Origin of the sequence: Actinoplanes sp. OR16 (assembly GCF_004001265.1) — a bacterium.
Taxonomy (GTDB): Bacteria; Actinomycetota; Actinomycetes; order Mycobacteriales; family Micromonosporaceae; genus Actinoplanes.
In genome coordinates, this window is record NZ_AP019371.1 from 3,388,573 (window position 1) to 3,407,465 (window position 18,893).

Consider the following 18,893-nt stretch of genomic DNA (forward strand, 5'->3'; position numbering starts at 1 on the left):
GGCAACATAACCCAGTGTGAGGATCTTCTTTGTTCGTCCTCGGCCTCATTCTCGCCGCCGTCGCTGTCGTCGCCCTGCTCGCTGCGATCAGCGGCAAGCTTCCGAAACCGCGTAATGCCTGGCTGACGTTCGGGGTCAGTCTCATCGCCGCAGTCGGGTTCCTCGCTGCTTCCTGTATCACCGTGGTGCCTACCCGGAATGTCGGCATCGTGACGGCATGGAACAAGCCGACCGGGCGGACCACCGGGGCGGGCCTGCAGTGGACGGCGCCGTGGGAGGGCATCGACGAGTGGGATGCGTCGGGGCAGACGTACTCGCATCTCGGTGAGAGCTGTGTGTGGGTGACGATCGCGGCGCAGCGGCGGGCCTGCATCCCGGTGCAGATCGAGTGGTCGGCGAAGGCGGAGAAGGCGCCGGAGAACTGGGCCGCGTACCGCGAGGTGGGCAGCAAGAGCCGGTTCGAGGTGTTCGTGGAGCGCCGGGTCAATCCGCAGATCAACGGTGCCATGACCTCGCTCTTCGCGTCGTTCGATCCGCTCGGTGCGGTCGACGTGACCAGTGGCGACGCGCCGGCTCCGGATCTCAACAAGACCTTCAAGGAGCCGCTGATCAAGGCTCTGACGACGGAGCTGGGTGACGAGATCGTGGTGAAGTCGGTGGCGTTCGAGTCGCCGCGCTACGACGACCCGACGACACAGGCGATCGCGGCGTACGGGCAGAAGATCTTGGAAGCTCGGAATCTGGAGATCGACAAGGCGAACGCGAAGACGCGGGCCGAGATCACCCGGACCGACGCGAGCGTGGATCAGGTGGCCCGCTGTCTGCAGATCGCCGAGAAGCTCGGCAAGGAGCCCGGTCTGTGCATGGGCGGCGGCGTGTCCCTGACCCGGCCGGTGGGTGCGGACAAATAAGACGTTCCGGTACGGGGAACGGGCGGTTCCCCGTACCGGGAAATCAGCTCTTCATGCTGCTCCTAACGCCTCTGTCGGGGCGAGACGAGCGGCTCGGACCGCCGGGTAGAGGCCCGCGACCGCGCCGATGACGATGGTCGCGGCCAGCCCGCCGCCGATCGCCCAGAGGGGCACTACCGCGGGCCAGCTCTGGGTGCCGGCGTAGAACAACGTCACCGCGAACCCGCCGAGCACCCCCGCGGCGCCGCCGAGCAGCGACAGCAGCAGCGACTCGGCGAGGAACTGGGTGCGGATCTGGCCGCGGGTGGCGCCGAGTGAGCGTCGCAGGCCGATCTCGGCACGGCGTTCCAGCACCGAGATGACCATGGTGTTCGCCACGCCGATGCCGCCGACCAGCAGGGCCACCGCGCCGAGGCCGAGCAGAAGAGCATTGAAGGTACGCTCGGCGGCCCGCTGCGCGACGAGAGCGTCGGACGGGTTCGACACATTCACCTCGTCGGGGCTCTCCGGGTTGGCGGTGGCGCCGAGCACGCCCCGGACCGCCTCCACCTTCTCCTTGATCGACCGGGTGTAGACGGTGGTGGCGTGCCCGTCGAAGTCAAGGTAGGACTCGGCGGCGGCCCACCCGATCAGCACCGCGTTGTCGAGTTCCGGCGCCAGCGCCACGCTCTTCAGCACGCCGGTCACCGGGTAGCTCCGCCCGTCGATCCAGACGGCCGGCACGTCACCGAGCCGCTGTGCCGCTGTCGCGCCGAGGACGACCGCCGGGTACCGCGCTGTCGCGCCGTTGAGCCACACACCGTCGGCGAGTTCGGCACCGACCGTCTCCAGCAGATCGAGTTGCGCGGCCATCAGCGCGAGGCCGCCGGTCTCGCCGGCCGGGATCCGGTCGGTGCGGTAGATCGGGGTGTCGGTGACCATGCCGGTCGCGGTCGCCGCCGTCACCGGCCCGATCCGCTCGATCATGTCGAGGGCCTCATCGGGCAGGACCGCCTGCTCGCCGAACATCGTGTCGCCCGGCGATACCCGGAGCAGGTTGGTGCCGAGGGCGTCGAGCTTCCGGTCCAGTTCGGCCCGGCTCGACGCCGAGATGCCGACCACGGCGATCATCGCGGCGATGCCGATCGCGATGCCCAGCGCCGAGAGGACGGCGCGCAGCGGCCGGGCGCGCAGGCCGTACCCGCCGAGCCGGAGCAGGTCGGACGCGCTGAGAGGGGCGGGTCGCAGGGACATTCAGACCACCTGCCCGTCGAGCATCGGCACCTGCCGGGGCAGCGAGCCGGCGATCTCGTGGTCATGGGTGATCACCAGGACGGTGGTGCCCGCCGCGTTCAGCTCCCGCAGCAGCTCCACCACCCCGGAACCCGCGTGCGAGTCCAGGTTGCCGGTGGGCTCGTCGGCGAGCAGCACCGCCGGGTCGCCCGCCACCGCCCGGGCCACCGCGACCCTCTGCCGTTCGCCGCCGGAGAGCTGATGCGGCCGATGACGCAGCCGGTCCCCGAGACCCACCCGGACGAGGGCGGCCTCGGCGCGCCGCTCACGCTCTTTTCTGGGTACGCCGGAGTAGAGCAGCCCGTCCGCCACGTTGGCTATCGCGTCCCGCCCCGGCGCGAGGTGGAACTGCTGGAAGACGAAGCCGATGCGCCGGGCCCGGAGCGCCGACAGCCGCCGGTCGGTGAGACGCGCGACGTCGTGGCCGTCGATCCGCACCGTCCCGGAGGAGGGCCGGTCCAGCGTGCCGATGAGGTGCAGCATCGTCGACTTGCCGGACCCGGACGGGCCGACGATCGCGATGAGCTCGCCGTGCTCGACGGTCAGATCGACGTGGTCGAGGGCGGTCACCCCGCCGGGGTACTCCTTGCTGACACCTTCGAGGTGGATCACCGGCTCGTTCATTCGGGGACACCCACCTTCATCCCCTCGGTGACGCCGCCGCCGCTGACCTCGACCCGGCCGTCGGCGAACAGGCCGGTCTCGACCGCGACGATGCTGGTCGCCGAGCCGTCGACGACCTCCAGGCCGTACCCGCCCTCGGCGAGCGCGAGCAGCGCCGTCACCGGCACGGTCAGCACGTCCTCCCGCTGCGAGGAGACGAACCCGACGGTCACGCCGGCGCCGTCCAGGCCGGTCGGGGCCGCCTTGCCGAAGGTGATCGTCACGGTGAGGATCGTCGTGTCGTCCTCGGCCGGGTTCTCGGCGGTCTCGATGCTGGTCTCGACGTCGCTGACGGTCCCGGTCACGACCTTGCCGTCGGGGAGGGTCACGTCGACCTTCGCGCCCTTCTTCGCGAGCCGCTGGTCGGCGACCTCGAGTTCCACTGTCGCTACCCGGCGTACGCCGCTGATCTGCAGGATCTCGGTGCCGGGCTGGACCGCGTCGCCTTTGGCCGCGGTGGTCGAGTCGACGCGGACCGCCGCGGGCTGGTAGACCACCTGCCCGAGGGCCACCGTGCCGGTCTCGGCGACACCCAGGTCGTCCTGCCATTCCTCGACGGCGCCGGCGGTCGCCGAGGTGTACTCGTCGTCGACGGTGAATCCGCGATATCCCAGCGCCCACAGGTTCTTCTCGAACTGTTTCACGTCGGCGCCGTCAACCCCGGACGAGAGATTTCGGTACGCCGGCAGCTTGCCGTAGAGAAGCACGACGGGATCATCGTCGATCCCGTAGAGCGGCTTTCCCCGGCTGACCGTCGAGCCGCCGGCGGCCAGTGAGGTGACGGTGCCGGTGAGTCTGGTCGTCACCGCGGCCGGGTCGCCGTACCCGAGGGAACCGTCATGGTCCTCCTTGTCGACCAAGGTCTCCTTGCTGACGTCCGCGGTCGCCGCCGGCAGCTCGCTCTCCGGTTGCGCGCCGGCCTCGCCCTCGGGCAGCCCGGCCACGAACACCACCGCCGCGGCGGCACCCGCCGTCAGCACCGCCGCGACCGCCGCTGTCGTCCTCGCCCGCCGCTTCACGCGCCATCACCGCCGTCGGTGCCGCGCTCCTTACTGCGCTGCTTCGGCAGGTACTGCGAGCAGGCCTGCTCGGCGGAGTCGAACGCCTCCTGGCCGGGTCCGGTGCCCAGCTCGTCGCCGTTGATCTCGAGGGAGCCGTCCGCGTTCGGGTCCGGGAAGTTCGGCACCCCGTTCTCCCGCATGCACTTCGACATCTGCCGGGCCTTCTCCAGGTCCTCGGCGCTGAGCTGTGGTTTCTCGCCGTTCATCGGCGACCACTCGCGGCAGGCCTGCTCGGCCTTCTTCATCTCCTCCTGGTCGACGGTCCGCGGCACGGCGACCGTCATCCGGCCGTCGCTGTCCGGGTCGGGGAACCAGGTCATCCCGTTCTCCCGCATGCACTGCGCGTATTTGACCGGGTCGGCTTTGCCGTCCGTGCTGGCGCTCGGTGAACTGGTGACGCCTGGCGCCGCGCTCTGGGCGGTCGCCACGTCCGGGCTGTCCGCGGCCGTCGCCGCGCAGCCGCTCAGGCCGATGGACAGGAGCACCAGTGCGGCTTTCATCATCGTAGGTTTCATAGGTCGCAGTGAAGCGAGCGCGGGATTTCCCGGGCGTCACGGAAAACGATGACAGCGAATTGACAAGGCCACGGTCCACTATGGGGGCATGCGGATCCTGGTAGTGGAGGACGAACCGCTGCTCGCCGACGCGGTCGCGCTGGGCCTGCGGCAGCAGGCGCACGCCGTGGACGTCGTCTACGACGGCGGCTCGGCGCTGGAACGGATCGACGTCAACGACTACGACGTGGTGGTGCTGGACCGTGACGTGCCGGTCGTGCACGGCGACAAGGTGTGCCAGGTGCTCGCCGAACGCAACGCGGACATCCGGGTGCTGATGCTCACCGCGGCCGCCGGGATCGACGACCGGGTCACCGGCCTGGCCCTCGGTGCCGACGACTACCTGCCGAAACCGTTCGCCTTCCGGGAACTGTCCGCGCGGGTGGCGGCGCTCGGCCGGCGGGCCCGGCCGGCTGCGCCGCCGATCCTGCGCCGGGCGGGGATCAGCCTGGATCCCTACCGCCGGGAGGTGCATCGCGACGGGCGGTACGTGCCACTGTCCCGCAAGGAGTTCGCCGTCCTCGCCGAACTGCTGCGGGCCGACGGCACCGCGGTCTCCGCCGAGACGCTGCTGGAGAAGGCGTGGGACGAGAACGCCGACCCGTTCACCCACGCGGTCCGCATGACGATCCTCAAACTGCGCCGCAAGCTGGGTGATCCGCCGGTGGTGCTGACCGAGCCGGGAGTGGGGTACCGGATCCGATGAGACTCACCGTGCGCGGCCGGCTGACCTTCGTGTACGGCGGACTGTTCGTCGCCGCCGGCCTGGTTCTGCTCGGCGCCATCTACGTCCTCGTCGACCAGGCGCCGCCGGTAGCCGGCAAGACGATCGTCACCGACCAGCTGACCGCCGTACCGCCTGATGGTGAGCACTACCTGCAGAAAGTCGTCGAAGGAACCCAGGCCAGCACCCTGCACACCATCCTGACCCGGGGCGCCATCGCGTTCGCCGTGGTCAGCGCCGCGGCGATCGCGCTGGGCTGGCTCATCGCCGGCCGCATGCTGCAGCCGCTGCACCAGATCACCGCGACCGCCCGCCGGATCGCCGAGTCCCCGGCCGCCGACCGCGGCCTGCACGAGCGCATCGCCCTGGACGGCCCCGAGGACGAGATCAGGCAGTTGGCCGACACGTTCGACCTGATGCTGGCCCGGCTCGACCAGTCCTTCGACGGGCAGCGCCGCTTCATCGCGAGCGCCTCCCACGAGCTGCGCACCCCGCTCACACTGAACCGCACCCTGCTCGAAGTCGCCCTCGAACCGGCCGAGGTGTCGTCGGAGGTCCGCCAGCTCGGCACCACCCTGCTGGCCATCAACGACCGTCACGGCCGGCTGATCGACGGACTGCTCCTGCTGGCCCGCTCCGACCGTGAGGTGACCGAGAGGTCGTACGTGGACCTCGCCGACATCGTCGACCACGTCGCCGTCTCCGACACCGTCAAAGTCCTCACCGAACCCGGCGAGGCAGCCGTCCTCGGCGACCCGGTCCTCCTCGAACGCCTCGTCCAGAACCTCGTCGAGAACGGCGCCCGGCACAACGTCGCGGCGAACGGCTGGGTCCGCGTCACCTCCCGCACCCGCCCGGACGGCTGGGTCGAACTCCAGGTCGGCAACTCCGGCCCGGTCGTCCCGCGCTACGAGGTGCCGGGCCTCTTCGAACCGTTCCACCGCTACGGCACCGAACGCCTCGCCTCACCCGGCGCCGGCCTGGGCCTCTCCATCGTCCGTGCCGTCGCCCGAGCCCACGGAGGCGAAGTCCGAGCCGACGCCCGGGACGAGGGCGGCCTCATCGTCACGGTGCTGCTGCCCCGAGCCCCCTGATCACTCACAGACCATTCCGTCGCCGTCCCGGTCGCGGTACCAGTCGTACTCCGGGTCGACACCCTCCTCGTAGGGGCCGTAACCGGCGGCGTTGGCCTTCGCGCAGGTCGAGAAGCGCGGATCGGTGCCGCCGCTGCTCTCTTCCTCCTCGGTCGCCGGCTCCTCCTCGGCATCGTCCTCGCAGCCCACGCCGTCGCCGTCCCGGTCGAACTTCTCCTGGAAGCCGGGCTGCCCCGCCATGATCGGCGCCTTGCCGGCGTCCTCTACCTCGGCGCAGTTCGCGTAGGAGGCGGGTTTCGGGGTCGCCTTCTCAGTTCTTGTCTTCGACGGCTCGGGCTTGGTTTTCGCCGGCTTCGGGGACGCCGGCTTCGCACTCGCACTCGCACTCGCACTCGCGATCGGCTGGACCGCGGGCAGGCCGGCGATCGCGGCGGCCTCCTCCTCCGGCGTCTCCGGCGCCGGGGCGAACATCACGATGCCGCAGAAGAACAGGATCAACGCACCGAGCACGCCGAGGGTGACCTTGAGTCACAGGCGGATAGGCGAAAGTCAAGCAGAACAGATCGAGGAAGGCGGCTGAAGACCACGCGTGACCCTGCGATCGCTGAGGATCGCAAGGTCAACGCGGAGGTGGGAAGGCGCGCCCGGCAGGATTCGAACCTGCGACCGACGGATTAGAAGTTCCATCCGGTCCGTGATCGCTAGTGCTCGCTAGTCCTCGGAGGTGCCTATCTATGCAGGTAGGCACCTCCCTTCATGATCTTCTGTCCTCGGCCGTGTCCGCCAGTTCGCAGGCGTCCGGGCTCACAATGGGCTCACGCTCGTCGCTGTGATTAGCGCTGGTGGAACCTCCCTGTAGACCGAGCCGTCGTGTGCTCAGTTGGCCGGCGCAGCTCGCCCGCATGCGTCGACACCGAGTACCCCGCCCTGCTACCGGATCGGCCTCACCGCTCGCCCCCAACCCAAGTGGCGGGCATGGACCGCACGCCGTCAGCAGTTCAAGGCGCGCGGCTATCGAGTGCCGCACCCCCCACGGGTGAATCCGGCGGTTGGCGGTGGTGCCGCTGGGTTGCTCGACCGCATGATGACGCCGCTTGCGTGACCTCGCCGCATCCTGCAGGTGCGAGGTCTAGTGGCAACCACAGATAAGGAGATTGGAGCGTGACACCAGCGTGTCAGTGTCTGCGCCACAGCGGCTAACGAGCGAGTGATGCATCATGTGCGCGGACAGCGAGGGACCCTTGGTCATCATTGGAGCGCTTAGGACTCACGAACCACGTTGCGGAGTCGCGAATCAGCATCTGTGGTCCTGAGGCAAAGAGGTTAAAAGGCACTCCGTAAATCCATCTTGAGCTGGACTTTTGCCAAACAGCTCGCTTGTGGCAACGATGCATCAAGGTGGGACGACGGGAAAAAGTTGCCAGGACGGAGCGATTGGGCTTGCCGCTTGAGGCGCGATCCCCTATCGTTCGGACTAGGGCCTCTCGGAGGGAGCCGGAGATGACCGATGACGCGTCGGTGGCGCAGGAGCCGCTTGACCCGCGGAGACCCCCCTATCCCGGCTTCGGCGCGTTCACTAGCTTTCAAGAGCGGCTGAGAAAGAACGGCATTCCGGCGGTCATTGATCGGCCCTTTGTAGGCGGCTCGGGAACCAACCAGTCCCTCATGCTTGGTGCACTTAAGTACTTGGACCTGGTCAACGGGGACAATGAGCCCACACAGGCCCTTCACGACCTCACCGAGAGCGAGGAGGCTGACCGGCGGGCGGTTCTGGCCAAGTTGGTTGAAACTCACTACGCCGGTGCGCTTGCTCTTGGCCCGCGCGCGACGCAAGGTCAGCTCGATGGCTGGTTCCGGCAGCAGGGAGTTAGCGGGGAGACAGCTCGCAAGGCGCAGAGCTTCTTCCTATCCCTGGCAAAGGCTGCCGGGATAGAGGTGTCGCCGCACTACAAGGTGACTCGGGCGTCTCCAGCGGCTGGAAGGAAGAGGGCCGCAGGTCGCCGCCGTCCAGAATCCGCGACGCCGGCCGAGAATGCGGTCGTCCAACCGCAGGCTTCTGGCGCCAGCAACTCCCAGATTCACGCGTCTGTGCAGGCACTGCTTCAGCGGATCCCTGCGGAGGGAATGACCTGGACCCAGCGGGACAAGGACTTGCTCGTCGCGACCTTCAGCAACCTGCTCGACCTATTCCACCCGGTGTCCGACCCGATGTCAGCACGCGGCGGCGAAGCCGCAAGGCCAGCTAAGTCGGAGGTGGCTCCGTCGGAGGGGTAGCAAGATCTTCACGCCGACGCCGGAAGGTGGCTTCTTGAACGCGGCTGTTCGGACGTGGAATCACCGATCACGCCTTACTTATTAACCCAAACCACCCAAGACGTGATGGTTCGGGTGTTTTGGCATGCGTAGCCAGAAATGACTCTGGCCTGACCCCGTTGGCGCGGGATCAGGCCAGGACCGGCCCGAGGGCGCGGTTGACTGACTTGGTGAGTCGTCTTCAGCGTACAGAAGTTTCCTGAGACATGCTGTCTCGCTTCCTCCTCGGGCTGCAATCCCGCACGAAGGAGGGCAAGTTGCCAAGCGTCACAAGCTACTACGGGATCTCTGGTCCTGTCCAATTTGTCGATGTCGAGATCACGGCTGACAACCGCCTCTATGTCGATCCCCACGCGATTCGGTTGTATCGGGCGCCTCAGCCGTTCGCGAGCGAGGCTCTTGACTGCGTTGACAAGTTCTTCGGTCAGGTGACTGGCAGCATCATCGAAGGAACCTCCACGGCGCGTCGACGAGGTGAGCGGCTGCTGCAGCGCTTCCTTGAGCCTTGGGAGACTCGTCTCGGCATGTCGGCGGCAGGCTTCCACGGACATGGTGGCGCTGAGGTCGTCGGTACCTGGATCTGGAACGTCCTTAACAACGATGTAGAGGCGTTGGTTCGCGTTGCCGTGCTGAGGCAGATCGAGGACCTCCCGCTCTTCGTCGAGGGCGTAGACCGGGACATCACCTCGGACATCACTACGCGCATCATCTTCGAACCGCTCGCGCGTTTCACCGCCGCTATGGTCGATTCGCACCCGCAATTCAAATCCGGCAGGCACAAGGTCAAGACCTACCGGAAACAGGTCTGGGATCCAGCCGAGTGCGAGTGGGCCGAGGCCGACATGATGCTCCCCGTCGTGGATGACCGACCGCTTTTGCTCGTCCCCAAAGGCTGGGCTCGTCCCACGCTCCTGATGTCTGCCGGGCGGTACTACGAGACGAGCGTGTTGTCGTTCGCTCAGCTTGAGCAGGCCGTCAGAGGCTTCGACGGCAAGCTCATCAAAACCCCCAAGGACCGACTGAAGAGGCAATCTGGCCTGGGGCGTGGACGTGGCACCAATCAGCGCGTCACCTTGCGGGCGCTTGAAAACGAGCAGGACCTACTGACAGCCTTCAAGGCCTTCGTCTCCTCGCGCCTTAGCACGACTGAGGGCAACGAGCCGGCTGCGTGAGTGGTCAGTGAGTGGTCGCTTAGCGCGGTGGCGCTAGCTAATTAGTCCGCCGGGAGCATATGTCCAGGTAGAAACCCCTGCGCATATGCTCCCGGCATCGTTCGTGTCGCTCAACTCACGGACGCCGGGCTCCCACGCGGCCTTCAGTGGAGGACCTGTCACCCAGTTGGCTGAAACTTAACGACAACGATGGCCTTGTCATCGTGCTTCTTACTGCGCCGCCAGCGCGTCCCCTCCGGGTCGCTTTCCTCGGTGCGATGGACCAGATCTACCAGCGCGGCCGGATCTCGAAGGGCGATGCGACCAGCGGTCCACCAGTCGGGCGGGTTGCGGTAGCGGTCGACGCCATGAGCCACCCCATCGGTCATCAACATGATGGCGGCGACATCCGTAACTTGGAGGGTATGGCGCACGGCGTTTTCGGCAGCCTCGGGATCCGCTTCGACTATCCAATACCCCCCGCTTCTGTTCCGCACCTTACGTTGAGCGTCGACGAGTTTCCGCCACGCTTCTTCTCTGTCTTGCCCGAACAGGGCGGAACTTTCGCGGAATTCCTTCTTTTCGACCTCGGCAACCCGAGAAAGGCGATCATCTCGGATTTCCGTCACCTTGCCATCGGTGGTTAGTGCGATCACCGGACTATCTCCGAGAGCTAACACATCGATGTGTTCGGAATTCCATCGCACCATACTCACGGTGCAGGAAGGCGATTGCCCTGGGGTGAGAGAGAAGTCGCGTGCGGCAGCCTGTATCACTGACCGCAGAAGGCCGACTAGATCGGCCCTCGGAGCCTCAGCTAGACCGTCTCGGAGGCGCGTACCTATCACCTCCGCTAACCATCCTCCGCTTCTGGCGGGTGAGCCCGGCTGTGATGCTCCGTCCAGTACGATAGCCGCGTTCGGGGTAGTGAAAATTCGGTCTTCGGTCGGCCGGATTCCCCCGGGTCTCTCCGCCACCTTCACGCTAGTCACTCGTGCACCCGTGGAGGGCATACCAGATTACTCCTTACTACCTGCTCCCCATCGTGATCACTTCCAACTACCATCGAGAACCTCTTTGTGCCTACCGCTGAATATACATCGGCCAGATTCTTGATCAGATAGTCCACTGCGCCTACCGATCCGAGTGCGTGAACTCCTGCGATAACGAATAAGTCTGACCGTCCATACGCAACGCGCCCCACGTAGGCGACATCTGACCATTGGTGCTCGGCGGCATCCATTGCTGACGAGTATGTTCGACTTCCGTCGCGTTCGCGGATGAGCCAACGGTCGTTGTCGTCCGGTTCAAATGAGAGGAATGGGTCGGACGCGATGGCGTCTGCTGTCACTTTAGAAGTTTTTGGCCCGCAGATCGCGATGGCTTCATCGGGTGGCTGCCAATTTCCGTCTGGTGGTATCCGGAACTGGTGCACCTGAAACGCATAATCGGACAGCATCTGGGTTAACTTCTCGGCGGCAAGGCTGTCTTCCGAGGAAATGACGGGCAAGGACCTCTTGGAGACCAACCGAAGCGGAACCGCGACAGTTAGAGGTCCGACACCGAAGAGTGCTCGCTCAGCTGGAGGCGCAGTCTGCCGGATTTGACTGATGCGACCACGGGTCAAGCCGAGCTCGCTGGCGATAGCGCTGAAAGAAATACTTTTCTCTTCGGCTGCGCGGTTGATCGCCTCGCGCCGGAGCCGCGCTAACTCGACGGAGCGCTGTTGGTAGAGGGTGATCAACTCGCCGGCCAGTCGTGCTTGGCGCACGGGGTCGGCCTCGCGTTGCACGCGCTCGAACATGTCCTCCTGATCACCCACATTCGTAGCTTAGGGCCGTTCTTGACACCGGCGTCGAACGCTGTACCTTGTGTTTATACCCCCTATACACAAGCGATCACGCAGCGTGTTGGGTATAGGGGGCCTAAACAAGGTGACGTGCAGCTGCGCGTCGCTTGCTCCTGCGTCCCCGTGGCAGCTGGTCACGGTCCATAGCCGATGAATCGAGCATTGGTGTGGATGCATCCGTCAGCCGAATCGAAGGGTAGGAGATGAAGACGGGAAACACTTACTACGCGGCGTCGGCTGAGGATCAGCTGAGCGAAGCGCAGTCGTTGCTAGACGAGCATGTGACGTCGAGCGCAACAGGGCGTTGCCTTGCCTGCGGTTCGCTGGGTCCGTGCTGGCGGCGGGAGAACGCGGTGGTGGTGTTCTCCCGGACGCTACGGCTGCCGGTGCGGTCGCCGGGAGCGAGTCAGCCGGAGTTGGTCGGCGCGCGGCGGGTTGGTGCGCCTGGCTCGCTTAGGGCGAGGTAGCGGTGACTTCGGATGTGGCCGCGTCCGGGGGATGTGTTCCTGGTCGGTCGGGCGGCGAGCGTGCAGTTCGAGGGCGATCGAGCGTTGCTGGTTCGGGTGGCGCGGGTGGATCCGAAACCGACGTACGACGGCTGGGTGTGGCTGGTGGTGTTCGTGCTGGGGCCGGACGGCAGGGCTGTCGCGCGTCGGGAGATCTATGTGCGGGTGGCGGGGCTGAGGTTGGTGGAGGCTGCGCCGAGCGAGTTGCGCTTGCCACGGCGGAATGCGGGTCCGGGCCGGAGTTCGTCGCCGGTGGTCTGGAAGGGCCGGCGGGGCTGACGTCGGTGCGTCGGCAGGTCGATGGGCTTCGCTGCCCGTTCGCGGCCGAGCATCGGGTGCGGCTGCCGGTGGCTGATCGCCACGCGGGGTACGCGCCGGAGACGATCGTCCTTGGTGACCGTCATGAGGTCAGGCAGGCAGCCTTGCAGTGGCTGAATGTGCTGCTGAGGTTCCATGGTGGCCTGCGGTGCTGGGTGCTGCATGACCCGGCGGTCACCGATGCGCGGCTTGATGTCGTGGAGCGCAACGCTTCGCTGCGTAATCCGGCTGATGTGGTGGCGGCGCAGCGGTGGGCGGCGTCGGTGGTGGAGGCGTCGGATGTTGCCCGGCAGGAGCGGGCGGCGGCCGATGAGGGCTGGCTGAGTGTTCCGGCGGCTCCGGCGCGGGTGACGGAGTGGCGGGCCGTGGTGTGTGCCGGTCGACCTTTCTACGCGCCGTTGTTCAACGTGACGTCGGTGTGTTCGCTGCCGGTGCGTGACGTTCTCCCGGCGACCGGGGCCGATTGTGCGTGCCTGGTGGTGGACGGCGGCGGTGATGGGTAGCGAGGGGCGGCATGAGCCGCGTCGGCCGTCGTGGGACTGCGTGGACTGCGGTGTGCCGTGGCCATGCGGACCGGGCCGGGTGTCGCTGCTGGGTGAGTTTCTGCCGGAGCGGTTGGCGCTGCTGCTGTTCCTGGCGCGGCGGATGGTCGACGCGATCGATGACTTTTTCGAGTACGGGACCGGTCAGGTGGCGGGCCTGCATGACCGGTTCTTGAGCTGGGTGCCGCTGCCTCCTCCTGCTGGTGGTGGTGAGGGATCGGCGGTGGTCCCGGCCGCCGCCGATGATGCCCGTCACGGAGCCCGCGCCGCGTGACGGGGGGCTGGTGCGGGCGTGGCCTCTTCCCCCGGCCCGAGGTCACGCCCGCCCGGCCGCTTTTCGATGCTGACTGATTACACGGGAAGTAGATGACGTGTCTGGATTGGCGCAACCGCTCGGACCGTTGCTGGTGGGTTCGCCGCTTGTCGCGGTGGGTGTTGCCAACGGTGAGGTGGAAGGCACCGAGGCTGGCTGGTGTCGGCTCGGCCGGCTGCTGGCTGTCCGGCGGCTGGAGCGTGGTTTGACTCAACATGGTCTCGCCGCGCTGATGCCCTGGTCGCGCAGCACGATCGCCAATATGGAGATCGGGCGAGGACCGATCAGATCGGATGACTTCTGGCGACGCTGTGACGAGTTGCTGGGCACTGGCGAGGAACTGAGTAGCGCGGTGCAGTGGCTGCGGGCACGTGAGGTGAGGGCTGCTGCGGCTCGGGCGGCTGCGGTGACCGAGCTGGCGGCGGCTGGCACTGGTCCTGCCGTCGCTGCGTCGAGCGTGCCGGTGCTGGCGCTGGAAGACGGTTCGGCGGTGGAGCTGACGGTACGGGTAGGCGACCGCGAACTGCTCAAGATCATGTTGCAGGTCGCGGTTATCGGCGGTGTGCCTGCTGTGGCGGCGTCCTCCGGTGCGGCTGCGGCTGTGTACTCGCTGGCTGAGGCTCGCCGGGAACGACGCGCGTAAACCCCTCGTCGTGAACGATCCGCGTAACACCGGGGCGACCGTGCTCCGGCTTCTCCGGTCGATCACCCGGCGGCGTGTCGGGTGTCGATATATCCCATCCGGTTCAACGAGAGGAATGACGTCATGGGCGACACGGTCACTGGCAATCCCACCTTGGGCGGGTACACCGGTCCCGTCGATCTGAGCCGTCCGCATTTTGTGGGCGTGGGCGGGTCGGCGATGTCGGGGCTGGCGCAGGTCTGCGCGGCGCGGGGAAGCGTGGTCAGTGGGACGGATGCGGTCGACTCGCCGCGTTTGTCGGCGCTGCGGGCGGCCGGCTGCACGGTGGAGGTCGGGCATCGGGCGGGGGCGGTGGATGGCGCGTCGTGCGTGGTCTACACGACCGTCACTCAGCAGGCGCCGGAGATCGCGGCGGCCCGCGCGATGAAGATCCCGGTGGTGCACCGTGCCCAGGTGCTGCGGGAGTTGGCGAAGGATCGGTATCTGGTCGCGGTGGCGGGCACGCACGGCAAGTCCACCACGACCGGGATTCTGGCGGCGGCGCTGACGTTCCTGGGCCGGGATCCGTCGTTCGTGGTCGGCGCTGATCTGGACGCTCCGGGCTCGGGTGCGCATCACGGCGCGGGTGAGGTGTTCGTGGCGGAGGCCGACGAGTCGGATCGGTCGTTCCACTTCCTGGACGCGGCGGCGGCCGTGATCACGACGATCGCGCATGATCACCCGGAGAACTTCGATGATCTCGACGCGCACCTGATCGCGTATGTGACGTTCGCGGCCCGGATGCGACCGGATGCGCTGCTGATCGCCAACGCGGACGAGGCGGCCAGCATGGACGTAATCGGCCGGGTCCGGCGGCTGCACCCGGACGTGCGGGTGCTGACCTTCGGACGCTCGCCGCAGGCCGATGTGCGGTTCGGTGACATCGACCGGCAGGGCTGGCAGAGTCAGACCGCAGTGCGTGCCCGTGACGGCCGGGGCGTGGTGCGCCTGCAAAGCCCGTCGCGGTACCACGTTCAGGACGCCGTCGCCGTGGTGGCGCTGCTGGTCGCCTGGGGCTTCGGCGTGGAAGCGGCGGTACTCGCGGTGTCCTCGTTCACGGGAGTGCGCCGCCGGTTCACCCCGGTCGGGGCCGTCGGGGGCGTGACGGTGGTCGACTGCTTCGCCGATCACCACAACGAGATCGCCGCCGACCTGGACGCCGCGCGGGCCGTCGCCGGTGAGGGCAGGGTGATCGCGGTGGTGCAGCCGTCGGGATACGCGCGGGTGCGCACGTTCGGCCGGCAGATCGGAACTGTCCTGGCTATCGGCGCGGACGTCACGGTGCTGCTGGACGTGCACGGCGCGGACCCGATCTCCGGGGTCTCGTCAACGCTGGTCGGTGACGCCGTGATCAGTGCGGGCGGCGACGTCCGTTACGCCACCCGCGAGCATGCGGTGGACCTGGTTGCAGCGCTGGCCCGGCCCGGTGACGTGGTGCTGCTGCTGGGCACCGGAGACGTCGGTGGGCTGGCTACGCCGATGCTGACCGCGCTGCGCGAGAGTGCCGGGCAGTACGTGTGATCGCTGGTTCGGGTGGAGGGGATGCCCACCGAGCGCGTCCCCTCCGCGACCTGCGTACGGTCCGGACGGTGGGGCTGGTGCGGGCATGACGCCTGGGATGACACGCACGAAGGGACGGCCGGGGTGACTCCTGCCGAACGGGCGGCTCTCGACGCCGATATTGAGGCCTTGCGGGATCTCGTCGTACGGGGCTGGGATCTCTACCGGCGGCATGGTGATCCGCGAGCGCTGCTGTTGTGGTGGTCGTGTAGCTGGGATCTGCTGGTCTGTCGTTTCCTGCGGTGGGCGTTGACCGGCAGCGGTGACCCTCGGCGTTCTAGTGGCCGTCGGTTCCCGCATGTGAGCTAGGGGTGGAGGCGTCACGCCGATCCGCCGAAGTATCCAAGTCGGTAAGGACGTTCATGACGGCTGCCCTCATGGCGGCACCTTCACAGCCGAGACGTACCTGCGCCTTCACCCCTCTTCTCGGCTTTCCGTCGCTGGCTGTGCAAGAGCCTGATTAGAGCGGCGGCGATGGGGAAAGCGTCACGCCTCATGGGATGAAGACGGTGGCGAGGCGTGGAACCGGATAAATGGGCTCGGATGAGGGCGACGTCGGTGGAGGCATGCCAGCGTGCCCGAGAGCTGGTTGATCGGGCGCGGGTGGCTGTCGAGATCAGCCATTGGCTCAGGAGCGCTCCAACGTCGGGATCACGGACGGGGACCCTCGTGCCAGCGCATCCCTTCCGCGCGTCAGCGGGCTCCGGCGGGGTGAAGCATGCGGCCTGCGATGGGAAGACGTCGACCTGCGAGGGCGCACGATGACGGTCGCCATTCAGCTTGTCGACAATGACGGCGAGGTGGCGGAGTCCGAACCGAAGAGCGACGCGGGAAACCGCATGGTCGCACTGGACGTGGTGACGGTCTCTGTCCTCCGTAGTCACCGCCTCCGACAGCAGGAGGCGCAGTTGAAGGCCGGCGAAGCATGGCTAGACAGCGGACGAGTGTTCACCCAAGCGAATGGGGCGTGGGTAGAGCCTGATTGGCTGTCGGATCACTTCGATCGCCTGGTCCGCCGGAGCGAGCTGCCGCCGATCCGGCTGCACGACCTGCGGCATGGTGCGGCGACCCTCGCTCTTGCCGCTGGCGTGGACATGAAGGTCGTGCAAGACATGCTCGGGCACTCGTCGTACGCGCTCACCTCGGACACCTACACGAGCGTTCTGCCGGAGGTTGCCCAGTCGGCGGCGGAAGCGGCGGCGCGGCTGATCCCGCGTCAGAAAGCCAAGAAAACCGCCGGGCTCACCTCGGGCTCACAGACCCCCGGCACACCGGCCAAGGGGAGCCCGCGAGCCCGTACTAACAGCAAGAAACAGCAGGTCAAAGCCGCTTCTTAACGTGCGCCCGGCGCGATTCGAACGCGCGACCGACGGATTAGAAGTCCGTTGCTCTATCCGCTGAGCTACGAGCGCTGGCCTGCACATACTAGGCGGTCGTGCCGGATCTGTCGTCCACCGCCGCCTCTGCCGCTTCCAGGTCTTTCGCGACGGCGGCTCGATCCTCGGGCGCGGGTGGGATCTCGACCTCGGGGGTGCCGGGCATGGGGAGGAAGGCGTCGGTCCAGCGGGCCAGCTCACGGAACACTTCGGCGCGGACCTCCTTGCCCGAGAGGGTGAGGTCGTGCATGCCTCCGTTGAAGCGGGCGATGGTCACCCGCGGTCCCAGGCCCGGCGCCCAGCGAGTGATGTGATCCACGTCGAGGACGGCGTCGGTCACCCGTACGTCCTCGTGCCATTCGCGGCCTCGGAACGTGCGGTCCGAGCAGGCGACCAGGATCGGGGCGTCGATCTTCAGGCCGGCGCGCAGCCGGCCCTGGCCGCGGCGGATCGCCTTCAGCCAGCCCATCGTGACGGGGAAGCCGAGGATCGGTTTCCAGGCCAGGTCGTACGTCCATTCACCCTGGTGCTCGGCGTGCAGGCTCTGGCCGTACAGGCCGAGGGAGGAGGTGGGCATCTTCCGGTACGGGGACCGGCCGTTCACGGCCAGGATCATCGACATGAGCGGCCGCTTCATCGCCCACGGCAGGTTGAAGTCGAAGAACGGGCTGTTCAGGAAGAGGCCGTCGACCAGGCCCTGGCCGGAGCGCGCGTGCGCCCACAGCGAGGTGATCAGGCCGCCCGTCGAGTGGCCGGTGACCAGCAGCTGCTCGTTGCCGTCGTCCTCGCGGATGATCCGGGCCGCCTCGTCCAGCTCGGGGAAGTATTCGGTCAGGCTGCGGGCGAAGTTCGGCGTCTGGTGCGGCAGCAGGCTGCGTCCGTACTTGCGCAGGTCGAGCGCGTAGAAATCCCAGCCTCGTTCGACGAAGAAGTCGGCGAGGTGGGTCTGGAAGAAGTAGTCCACGAACCCGTGTACGTGCAGCACGGCCCGCCTGGCCGGCTGCTCGGCGCGCCGCCGGACCAGCGTCGCCACGACCGGTCCTTCGTCGTCGCGGCCCAGGTCGATGGTGTGCCGCTCGTACGGCCAGCCCAGAACATCGGTCTCCACGCCCTCAGGCTACCCACGAGTAGGGGGTGGCGCGCCATAACAGATCGACCCTCGGGCCGAACCTTCATCCACAATTCGCCACCGTCCACAGGGCCGGCGGCGGAGATCGCCCAGCTCGGCCAGGCTGGCCGCCGACCGATGCGCTCGACGTCCTGAGGAGGAGAAGTGTTCGAAACAAACATCGTCATCGTCGGCAACGTGCTCACCATGCCCGAGTGGCGGCGCACCACCAACTCGCAGCAGCTCGTGGCCAACTTCCGGGTCGCGTCCACGGCACGCCGCTACGACAGGGAGAGCGGCCGGTGGGTCGACGGCAACAGTCTGCGGGTGCGGGTCACGGCCTGGCGCCGACTCGCCGAAGGCGTGACGTCGTCGATCCGGGTCGGGGATCCGGTGATCGTCTACGGGCGGATCTTCACGCGGGATTGGATCGACGACGACAAGCGGAAGCGCATCTCGTACGAGATGGAGGCGTTCTCGATCGGGCACGACCTGAGCCGCGGACGGGGCAAGTTCTACCGGAACGCGCAGCCGGCCGCTCTCAGCGTCGTCGACGACATCGAGGCGGATACGCAGGTGCGCGGCGAGGCGTCGGAGTCGCTCAGTGAATCCGAGGCGCCGGTGACGTACGGGGACGGCGTTCCGGCGACGAGTGAGCCCGCGCCTCCGCTCGTCGAGGTCGTGGCCGGGCTGGCCGACGACACCGCGGAGGAGGACGCCGGCACGCCCGAGCCGGATCCGGAGCAGCTGACCGAGTCCCGGCGTGCCCGGCGAGGCGCCAAGCGCGAGCCCGTCGCCGCCTAGAGGCATTACCGGATGGCCGCCGCCCGGGGAGCTGTCTCCCGCTGTGTACCCGGCGCGGTGGCGCCCGGCGGCCCGGCCCGGTAGGGGTCATC

General features: G+C 67.4%; 20 protein-coding genes and 1 tRNA gene. 12 read left to right on the forward strand and 9 right to left on the reverse strand.

Features of this window, described 5'->3' with window-relative positions; translation table 11 throughout:
* Positions 1-29: 29 nt before the first annotated feature.
* Positions 30-911 (forward strand): hypothetical protein, encoded by an 882-nt coding sequence (locus EP757_RS15725; protein WP_127546791.1) that lies wholly within the window; start codon positions 30-32, stop codon positions 909-911.
* Between the two features lie 51 nt (positions 912-962).
* Here EP757_RS15725 and EP757_RS15730 read toward each other — a convergent pair whose 3' ends face one another.
* From EP757_RS15730 to EP757_RS15745, 4 genes are read right to left on the reverse strand one after another with little or no spacing between them, the layout of a single operon-like run.
* A complete protein-coding gene (locus tag EP757_RS15730; RefSeq protein ID WP_127546793.1) occupies positions 963-2,144 on the reverse strand; it encodes an ABC transporter permease in 1,182 nt (393 codons plus the stop codon).
* The gene (locus EP757_RS15735; protein ID WP_127546795.1) at positions 2,145-2,807 is read right to left on the reverse strand and encodes an ABC transporter ATP-binding protein; all 663 of its coding nucleotides are present in this window, start codon (positions 2,805-2,807) and stop codon (positions 2,145-2,147) included.
* Positions 2,804-3,865 carry an efflux RND transporter periplasmic adaptor subunit gene (locus EP757_RS15740; RefSeq protein ID WP_127546797.1) on the reverse strand — a complete coding sequence of 354 codons (1,062 nt, stop codon included), beginning with the start codon at positions 3,863-3,865 and terminating at the stop codon, positions 2,804-2,806. The genes EP757_RS15735 and EP757_RS15740 overlap by 4 nt, the downstream gene beginning before the upstream one ends.
* Positions 3,862-4,410 carry a hypothetical protein gene (locus EP757_RS15745; RefSeq protein WP_127546799.1) on the reverse strand — a complete coding sequence of 183 codons (549 nt, stop codon included), beginning with the start codon at positions 4,408-4,410 and terminating at the stop codon, positions 3,862-3,864. The genes EP757_RS15740 and EP757_RS15745 overlap by 4 nt, the downstream gene beginning before the upstream one ends.
* Before the next feature lie 100 nt (positions 4,411-4,510).
* On the opposite strand from EP757_RS15745, the gene EP757_RS15750 reads away from it, so the two are divergent.
* Positions 4,511-5,167, forward strand: coding sequence for a response regulator transcription factor (locus EP757_RS15750; RefSeq protein ID WP_127546801.1), 657 nt, complete (start codon positions 4,511-4,513; stop codon positions 5,165-5,167).
* The gene (locus EP757_RS15755; protein ID WP_127546802.1) at positions 5,164-6,279 is read left to right on the forward strand and encodes a HAMP domain-containing sensor histidine kinase; all 1,116 of its coding nucleotides are present in this window, start codon (positions 5,164-5,166) and stop codon (positions 6,277-6,279) included. Before EP757_RS15750 ends, EP757_RS15755 begins: the two co-directional genes overlap by 4 nt.
* Here EP757_RS15755 and EP757_RS43365 read toward each other — a convergent pair whose 3' ends face one another.
* Positions 6,280-6,789 (reverse strand): excalibur calcium-binding domain-containing protein, encoded by a 510-nt coding sequence (locus EP757_RS43365; protein WP_197725521.1) that lies wholly within the window; start codon positions 6,787-6,789, stop codon positions 6,280-6,282.
* 990 nt (positions 6,790-7,779) lie between these two features.
* Here EP757_RS43365 and EP757_RS15765 point away from each other — a divergent pair.
* Positions 7,780-8,553, forward strand: a complete 774-nt coding sequence (locus EP757_RS15765) for a DUF5343 domain-containing protein (protein WP_127546804.1) — start codon at positions 7,780-7,782, stop codon at positions 8,551-8,553.
* 245 nt (positions 8,554-8,798) lie between these two features.
* Positions 8,799-9,764 carry a hypothetical protein gene (locus EP757_RS15770; protein WP_127546806.1) on the forward strand — a complete coding sequence of 322 codons (966 nt, stop codon included), beginning with the start codon at positions 8,799-8,801 and terminating at the stop codon, positions 9,762-9,764.
* Positions 9,765-9,922: 158 nt separating this feature from the next.
* On the opposite strand, the gene EP757_RS15775 is transcribed toward EP757_RS15770, so the two are convergent.
* Positions 9,923-10,756, reverse strand: a complete 834-nt coding sequence (locus EP757_RS15775) for a protein phosphatase 2C domain-containing protein (protein WP_127546808.1) — start codon at positions 10,754-10,756, stop codon at positions 9,923-9,925.
* Complete coding sequence (locus EP757_RS15780; protein ID WP_127546810.1) at positions 10,732-11,565, reverse strand: hypothetical protein; 834 nt, start codon at positions 11,563-11,565, stop codon at positions 10,732-10,734. Before EP757_RS15780 ends, EP757_RS15775 begins: the two co-directional genes overlap by 25 nt.
* 554 nt (positions 11,566-12,119) lie before the next feature.
* Here EP757_RS15780 and EP757_RS15790 point away from each other — a divergent pair.
* From EP757_RS15790 to EP757_RS15815, 6 genes are all read left to right on the forward strand, one after another.
* The gene (locus EP757_RS15790) at positions 12,120-12,377 is read left to right on the forward strand and encodes a hypothetical protein (protein ID WP_370457823.1); all 258 of its coding nucleotides are present in this window, start codon (positions 12,120-12,122) and stop codon (positions 12,375-12,377) included.
* Positions 12,378-12,382: 5 nt separating this feature from the next.
* Entirely contained in the window at positions 12,383-12,919 is a 537-nt protein-coding gene (locus tag EP757_RS15795) for a hypothetical protein (protein WP_127546816.1), read from the forward strand.
* 79 nt (positions 12,920-12,998) lie between these two features.
* Entirely contained in the window at positions 12,999-13,232 is a 234-nt protein-coding gene (locus tag EP757_RS43370; protein WP_197725522.1) for a hypothetical protein, read from the forward strand.
* Between the two features lie 97 nt (positions 13,233-13,329).
* Entirely contained in the window at positions 13,330-13,914 is a 585-nt protein-coding gene (locus EP757_RS15805) for a helix-turn-helix transcriptional regulator (protein ID WP_160165805.1), read from the forward strand.
* A gap of 123 nt (positions 13,915-14,037) precedes the next feature.
* Positions 14,038-15,474 (forward strand): UDP-N-acetylmuramate--L-alanine ligase, encoded by a 1,437-nt coding sequence (murC, locus tag EP757_RS15810; protein WP_127546820.1) that lies wholly within the window; start codon positions 14,038-14,040, stop codon positions 15,472-15,474.
* A 662-nt stretch (positions 15,475-16,136) separates the two neighbouring features.
* Positions 16,137-16,850, forward strand: coding sequence for a site-specific integrase (locus EP757_RS15815; RefSeq protein WP_127546822.1), 714 nt, complete (start codon positions 16,137-16,139; stop codon positions 16,848-16,850).
* Between the two features lie 2 nt (positions 16,851-16,852).
* Here the strand turns inward: EP757_RS15815 and EP757_RS15820 are convergent.
* Both EP757_RS15820 and EP757_RS15825 read right to left on the reverse strand, forming a co-directional pair.
* Positions 16,853-16,925: transfer RNA gene (locus tag EP757_RS15820), tRNA-Arg, on the reverse strand.
* A gap of 13 nt (positions 16,926-16,938) precedes the next feature.
* A complete protein-coding gene (locus EP757_RS15825; RefSeq protein WP_127546824.1) occupies positions 16,939-17,997 on the reverse strand; it encodes an alpha/beta hydrolase in 1,059 nt (352 codons plus the stop codon).
* A gap of 165 nt (positions 17,998-18,162) precedes the next feature.
* Here EP757_RS15825 and EP757_RS15830 point away from each other — a divergent pair, with 165 nt between their 5' ends.
* The gene (locus EP757_RS15830; RefSeq protein ID WP_127546826.1) at positions 18,163-18,801 is read left to right on the forward strand and encodes a single-stranded DNA-binding protein; all 639 of its coding nucleotides are present in this window, start codon (positions 18,163-18,165) and stop codon (positions 18,799-18,801) included.
* Positions 18,802-18,893 lie beyond the last annotated feature (92 nt).